Below are 1785 nucleotides of genomic sequence, written 5' to 3' on the forward strand. Positions count from 1 at the left end.
GCTCGTCGTCGCCGCGGTGGCGTTCGGCGGGCTCGAGCTGACGTTCCTCGCCGGCAACCTGTCGAAGATCCTGCACGGCGGATGGGTCCCGCTGCTGATCGCGCTCGCGGTGATCACGCTCATGACCACGTGGCGTCGCGGCCGGCAGCTCGTGCAGGAGGAGCGCAAGGAGCGCGAGGGGTCCCTCGCCGACTTCATCGAGAAGATCAACACGAAGGGCATCCCGCGCGTGCAGGGTGTCGCGATCTTCCCGCACCCCAACAAGGAGACGACGCCGCTGGCGCTCCGGGCGAACGTCGAGCACAACCACGTGGTGCACCGGACGGTCGTCATCGTGTCCGTCATCACCGCGAACGTGCCCCACGTGCCGCACGCCAAGGCCTTCTTCCGTGACGACCTCGGCTACGAGGACGACGGCATCGACCACATCACGATCAAGTTCGGCTTCTCGGACGACCAGGACCTGCCGAAGGCCCTGCACGCGGCCTGCCTGGCCGAGGTGCTCGACGTCGACCCCGAGGAGATGGCGAACGCGTCGTACTTCATCTCGCGCGGCGCACTCCGGCCGGTGGCGGGGAACCGGGGCATGGTCGGCTGGCGCAAGAAGCTCTTCGTCGGGCTGGCGCACAACGCCGCCGACCCGGCTGCCCGCTTCGGGTTGCCGGCGCACCGCACCGTGACGATGGGCAGCGACGTCGAGATCTGACGACCGTCGTTCGCCTCAGCAGCAGTCGCAGGCCTCGACCTCGCGCTCGCCGGTGAGCGCGGCGACGGGCTGCTTGCACGCGTCGCCCCGCCAGGCCTCGAGCCCTTCCCGGACCGCGAACACCACGACGACGAGCCCGGCCACCGGGTCCGCCCAGGTCCAGCCGAACAGGGTGTTCAGCAGTAGGCCGACCAGGACGGCGGCGGAGAGGTAGCTGCACACCAGGGTCTGCTTCGAGTCCGCGACGGCCGACGCCGAACCGAGCTCGCGGCCCGTGCGCCGTTCGAGCAAGCTGAGGAACGGCATCACGGCCAGGCTGACCGCGGCGAGCACGATGCCGACCGTGCTGTGCTCCGGCTCGCGCAGTCCGGTCAGCGTCAGCACCGCGTCGACCGAGACGTACAGGGCGAGCCCGAAGAACGAGACGGCGATCACGCGGAGCGCCGTCCGTTCGCGCCGCTCGGGGTCGGGCGCCGCGAACTGCCACGCGACCGCGGCCGCGGAGAGCACCTCGACGATCGAGTCCAGGCCGAAGCCGATCAGGGCGGTGGACGACGCGACCGAACCGGCGCTGATCGCGACGACGGCCTCGACGACGTTGTACGTGATGGTGGCGGCGACGATCCATCGGATCCGGCGGCGCAGCACCGCGCTCCGGACGGCCGTCGGACGCGGCCCGAGGGGCAGCGCGGCGCTCATGCGCCCGGCCCGCAGCAGAGCGGCACGGCGCAGGCGTCGTCGGTGCACGGCGCGCCGTCGTCGACCGCCAGCACGACGTCGACGAGTGACTCGAGTGCACGGGCGAGGTGCGCGTCCGCGATCTCGTAGCGGGTCCGGCGGCCTTCCGGCACGGCCACGACGATCCCGCAGCCGCGCAGGCACGCCAGGTGGTTCGACACGTTCGCCCGGGTGGTCCCGAGGTCGTCGGCGAGCACGGCGGGGTACCGGGGCGACTCGAGCAGGCGGAGGAGGATCCGCGCACGGGTCGGATCGGCGAGGGCGCGGCCGAGGCGGTTCATCACCTCGAGGCGCGGAGCGACGAGCAGCATGCACCCACAGTACAGCGAGCGCTGTACCGA

General features: G+C 71.6%; 3 protein-coding genes. 1 reads left to right on the top strand and 2 read right to left on the bottom strand.

Going from position 1 to position 1785, the window contains the following annotated elements; translation table 11 throughout:
- The coding region (locus tag BIV01_RS01955) for a KUP/HAK/KT family potassium transporter (RefSeq protein ID WP_175473614.1) at positions 1 to 706 on the top strand (706 nt) is incomplete at its 5' end.
- 15 nt (positions 707 to 721) lie between these two features.
- Here BIV01_RS01955 and BIV01_RS01960 read toward each other — a convergent pair.
- Both BIV01_RS01960 and cmtR read right to left on the bottom strand, forming a co-directional pair.
- Complete coding sequence (locus BIV01_RS01960; RefSeq protein ID WP_071301769.1) at positions 722 to 1405, bottom strand: cation diffusion facilitator family transporter; 684 nt, start codon at positions 1403 to 1405, stop codon at positions 722 to 724.
- Positions 1402 to 1755: a Cd(II)/Pb(II)-sensing metalloregulatory transcriptional regulator CmtR gene (gene cmtR / locus BIV01_RS01965; protein ID WP_071295328.1), complete on the bottom strand. Its 354-nt coding sequence runs from the start codon at positions 1753 to 1755 to the stop codon at positions 1402 to 1404. The genes BIV01_RS01960 and cmtR overlap by 4 nt, the downstream gene beginning before the upstream one ends.
- Positions 1756 to 1785: the final 30 nt, after the last annotated feature.

The organism is Curtobacterium sp. MCBA15_013, from assembly GCF_001865095.1.
GTDB lineage: Bacteria > Actinomycetota > Actinomycetes > Actinomycetales > Microbacteriaceae > Curtobacterium.

What these genes read in the sequence shown, in the direction of transcription:
- BIV01_RS01960 (WP_071301769.1), bottom strand. Translation starts at nt 1,405, where the DNA reads ATGAGCGCCGCGCTGCCCCTCGGGCCGCGTCCGACGGCCGTCCGGAGC.
- cmtR (WP_071295328.1), bottom strand. Translation starts at nt 1,755, where the DNA reads ATGCTGCTCGTCGCTCCGCGCCTCGAGGTGATGAACCGCCTCGGCCGC.